Below are 5,293 nucleotides of genomic sequence, written 5' to 3' on the forward strand. Positions count from 1 at the left end.
TGGTAAAATCTGTGACTACATTGCAAGAAATATCATGAGCAGTAATAGTAATAGTAAATGCCTGACCAGCTGTCTGGGGAGAAGAAATAGTATCGAAATGGAAATGGTCTAAATTACCTGGAACAACCGTAACTGTCTCGCTATCTCCGGTCAAAGGATTGCTCGTAACACTAACCTGTGGATTACCAACCGTGGTATCATAGTAATCAAGCTGAGCTTTAGATTGGCCATCTGGAATAACAACACTGGTGATCTGGGTAACAGTACCTTTAGTTCTAAATTGGCCAGTTGAAGCAGTTGAGGTTAGATAAACAGTATGACTTCCAGCTGGCTGGGTATTATCGTATTTATCCTGAACCTCTATTTCCATTGTTCCCTGAGAAGCAGTAGTAATTACTAAATTAGAAGGACTCAAAGAAAGATGGTCAGCACTAGCAGGATTGATATTAATAGAAGTCTGACCTGTAACACTAGAATAAGTAACCTTAATTTCTCTGGCTGCTCCAGTTTTAGTTAAAGAAATTTGGCCAGTCCAAACACCAGCTGAAAGTGCTACGCTTGTTGGACTGATTGTTCCACCATTAGAAGAACTCAAAATAACTGTTTCATTAAATACATTTGGACCACTACTTAAAACATTGCCAACCTTATCTTTGGCTAAAATAGTCAAATTAAAGGGAGTGCCGGCTATTGCTGAAGAAGGAACTTCAAGAGTGAAAGAAGCCAAAGGTCCAATCTGAACAGGAATTGGAGAGGAAGTATCAGGATCTTTCAAGGGATTTTCATGTTGAGCTTTAATTTGCCAGGAGCCAGGATTATTGATAGTTACCAAAACTATAGCCCGACCTCCATAACCTCCTTCTCCTAAAGCTACCTGGGTAGGCATAGTTCCACTAGGAGCTGGATCTATGAACTCTAAATTAACATTCCCAGTAGCTCCTGTTACTCTGTTACCATAAGCATCAATAGCATCAATAATTATCTGGAATGGAGTACCAGCATTTTGAGTTTGAGCAGGGCCAGTAAGAAATCGAGGTGAATTCTCTTTTGGCGTTGCATACTGGCCTGGAATCATTACTCTTAATCTAACAAATGGAGCAGGCCGAACTATCACTTCAGAACTTTCATCTGAAATCTTACCAGGATTGGTTTGATCATTAGCAGTAATAGTATGAGGAGAATTATCAGCATCATAAAGAGTTGCTGGTAAAGTAACTCGGCCATTTACTAAAGAGGTAAGAGAAGGTAAGTCAGCCGTAGAATCAGTGGAAGATAGATAGACTTGATCAGTAACTGTATCAATTAAATTCCAACAATCATCAACTGCATTTACTGTTACATTAAATGGCTGACCCACATACTGAGAATCAGGACTGCCTGTTTTTCCAGACAAAGTTCCTGGAGCCTCCTGTTGGCCTGGTAGAATTATTTGAAGTTTAGTAAATGGGCCTTTCTGAACTTCAAAATTATTAGAATTTGAATTAATAGAGGTAACTGGATCAGTAACAGTGATATAAACAACTTCAGCTTTTTTGCGAGCTTCAACTAAACCAGACCATTTTCCAGCCGTGAAATTAGAAGAAGCAGTAGGACTAATAGTTTCTGGGCCAGTAGAAATAGTAAAGTTAACTGATCTTTCAAATAGATTCGGTCCTCTGTCTAAAATATTTTCAAACTTATCTCTAGCTTCAAGATTTAGGTTGAATGGTTCTCCAGCAGTTTGAACTGGATAAATATTAGAAATATAGAAACGATCTAAAACAGCTGGTAGCACAGGAATTGGAGCGCTAATGCCATTTGCAATAACTGGATCAGAAATATCTTTTGCTGTAATAGTTTGAGTTCCTGAACCAACTTTCTTTAGAGTAACAGCAGTAGTAGTAACTCCATTAACCAAATAAGCAGTAGCTGGCAAAAATTCTGCCAAAGAATCTGTAGAAGAAAATTCTATCACATCATTACTAACTGATTTAACCACATTCCAAAAATTATCTACTATGTTAACTGTAACATTAAAGGAAGTGCCAGCAGTTTGAGTTATTGGAAATCCTGTTTTTCCAGTATCAGAACCTGGTTCAGATTTCTGGCCTGGAACAAGAACTTGCAATTTTACTGGTCCAGCAGCAACAATAGGTACTGGAGAAGAAGTATTAGCAGCCAAAGTCCCTCCTACATCTGTGGCAGTAATAGTCCAGCCAGGAGAATCATTGGCAGTTTTGAAAGTAAATTCAGCTTGACCTTGACCATTATTTAAAACAATATTTGCTGGTTCTGTATCATAGGGAGCAGAGCTGGAAAGAGAAATTTCTGAATTATTGGTAGTATCAATATTAAAACCTTCATCTAAAGCATAGATATTAGCTGTGAAAGTCTGACCTGCTCCTCTTTCAACTGGAGTACCTGACTTACCTGAACCCTCAGTAAATGTCTCTCCTGGAACAATAACTAAAAGCTGAGTAGCTTTTCCTGATGAGACTGGAATTTTAGGGGTAGTATATGAAGTATAAGAAGCATGAGTTGCGGTAATATTCCACCCTGGAGAGAGATTTTTGGTAGCAAAAGAATGAGTAAATACAGCCTGACCATTTGTTAAATTAAGATTAGCAGGATGAGTATCATTTGGATCTTCAGTACTAACAGAAACTGTCCCAGCAGAAGCAGTAGTATTAATATTCCACCAACTATCTACAGCATTAACTGTAAAAGTAAAACTTGAAAAAGCAGCCTGGGTAATAGGCAAACCAGTCTTGCCTTCAGAATAACCTGGATTTGGACTTTCACCAGGAGCAATAATTTGTAACTTCACAGGATTTCCTGGATTAACTGTATAATAAGAACTATAACTATTTCCAATAGATCCATTAGAACTCTCGGCATTTAGACGATGATTGTCTCCTTTCTTTCTTTCAGTAATAGTAAAGGTAGCCACTCCTGAGGTAAAGTATTGAGAAGAAGGCAATTCAGTAGTACCCACATAATCAGGACCAACTTGAGTAATAGAAACAGAATTATTAGTCGTTGGGGCATTTTCAACTAAGTTCCAATACTCATCAACTGCCAGAACTGTTATATTAAAACTAGTTCCTACTGTCTGAGCACTTACTGAACCCTTTTTCCCTATGCTTGAGCCTGGATCATTCTGTTCGCCAGGTATTAAAAGTAAAAGTTTTTTATAATTATTATAATCACATTCCTTAGGACTGTCGAAACAAGACTGTTTGACAGTAATTAATCTGGATTGATCGTCTGTTTTAGTAGCATGATTAGCTTTAATTCTAGTAATTCCCTTTCCAGCTATTTTAAGAGTTACCTGGAAAGTAGCTGTGCCAGAAACCATTGATTGAACAGAACTGGGTGAGATTACAGCATAAGGATCAGGAGAACCATTGGTTTCAATAGAAAGTTCCACGTTATCTCCTTCAATATTAGTAATATGATAACCATCGTCTGAAGCAGCTAAAACTGTAACTGTAAATGAAGTTCCAGCTCTTGGTTCATCTAAAGTTCCAGCTTTACCAGTGGTCATTTCAGGACTTTGTTTAACTTCAGGATTTAAATATTCGTTAGGAACAAGTAGAATTAATTTATTAAAAGCTCGAACATCAAATGTCCCTTCTCCCTGATCAATCCAATAAGCAGGAGGAGTAGTATCAACACTAAAGGCTTTATTCCCATTATTAGCATAGGCCCAGGCGGCACTCGTTAGTCCATACTCATCGATAGTTTGTACTGCCCAATAATAATCTGAATCAGTACAAGAATAAGCTGCTCCAGTAGTATAACTGCCAGAACCAGCAGCCTGGCCAACTGTAAAGGAGTAACTTCCTTGAGCACCTAAAGCAGAAGTGTAATCAACCACAACATTAGCCGGAATGGTCACTGGCCCAGTGGCTAATTGAATCTGATATTTAACTTGATTATTAGATGGATCAGGATCAGAAAGATCAAAAGAAAAAGTTGGAGTTAAATTATAAGTCTTTTCTCCCCAAGGAATATATTCTCCATTACCAGTTTGGGTAAGATTGCTTGGTGTGTTAGGTGGATTAGACTCAGCTGTAAATGATCCTTCTCCTTGATCAGAAGAATAATAAGCCATCACTGTCACCTGAGGAGAAGAAGCAATTTCTGTCAAAGTTCCAGCACCAGTCACTTTTGTCTTGGTAGTAAAAGTATAAGTTTGTTCACTTTGACCAGCTGGCACATCTGGAGCAGTAACTTTAGTTGAAGAATCAGCTCCATAAGATAAAGTAAAGCTGGCATTGGTGGTCATTGAAGAAAGAGTAACAGAAATTGTCCAAGGACCAACCCCAGTGATGCTAAATATAGAAACAGAGGGATTGCCAGTAGTAGCTGTAATACTAACATAGCCAGGAGAGGTAGAAAAACTATCCTGAGGCTCAGTCCAGGACGCAGGTACAGAAAGAGTTAATTCACCATTAGCAATTGGTTCAGCCGCGGTATAAGTAAAGTCGAATTGATTACCAGAAGAAGAGGCCATCACATTTTTTGGAATAACTTCCATAGTTCCAGAACCATCGCCTGGATTAGCCTGAATTTGGGAAACAAAAAACCCAACCCCAATGACCATGGCTAAAAGCAAAATTATTGCCAGACTAATTGAGGTTGGCTTGTCAATCCGCCTTGTCATCCTGAGGAAGCCCAAGCGGAGCGAGGGCTGACGAAGGATTCCGTTAGCCAAACAGGGTCTTTCGCTTCGCTCAGGATGACACTGAAGTGTCATTTTTGTTTTGGTTGACATTTTTTTGTTTTTATTTGAGATTAAGTCAAAAATTAAAAGTTAAAAGTAAAAGCGAAAAAGTTAAAAGTTAAAAGTTAAAAGTTAAAAGTTAAAAGTATTATTTGCCTCTGAGAGTTTTAACGCTTGAACCAAGGATATTTGAGATTTCTGTAAGCTCTTTTAAGAGTTTATTAATTTTCTCTCTATCTCCTCTTCCTGAATCTCTTAGAAGGGCTAGCCAAAATTTTGTTTCATTAGGCGCTGCAAAAGAATAAACTGTACAAAAAGCAAAGAGCGTTTTTAATGATCATCCCGAGGAGTGCGGACAGGGGGACAGTCACGGGATCCCGTGGTTGTTGCGGTAATCACGGCTACGGTTTACCGCTAACATGGTCCCCGGACAGCCACGGGATCCCTCGTCGCAGACTCCTCGGGATGACAGGGGGACAGCCACGGGATCCCTCGACTTCGCCCAGCACCTTTTTCTGAAAAGGTGCTGGGCTCCGCTCGGGATGACACTGCTTTTTCCTTGTCATGACAGGGGGCCTCGGGATG

1 protein-coding gene and 1 pseudogene are annotated in these 5,293 nt (G+C 39.2%); both read right to left on the reverse strand.

Annotation, left to right across the window (positions count from 1 at the left end; all coding sequences use genetic code 11):
- Positions 1 to 4,648 (reverse strand): hypothetical protein (locus AB1414_14770; protein MEW6608685.1); only part of this gene is annotated, 4,648 nt, incomplete at its 3' end.
- 208 nt (positions 4,649 to 4,856) lie between these two features.
- Positions 4,857 to 4,988, reverse strand: a pseudogene (locus AB1414_14775) (four helix bundle protein).
- Positions 4,989 to 5,293: the final 305 nt, after the last annotated feature.

Source organism: bacterium (assembly GCA_040755795.1).
Lineage (GTDB): Bacteria > UBA9089 > CG2-30-40-21 > CG2-30-40-21 > SBAY01 > JBFLXS01.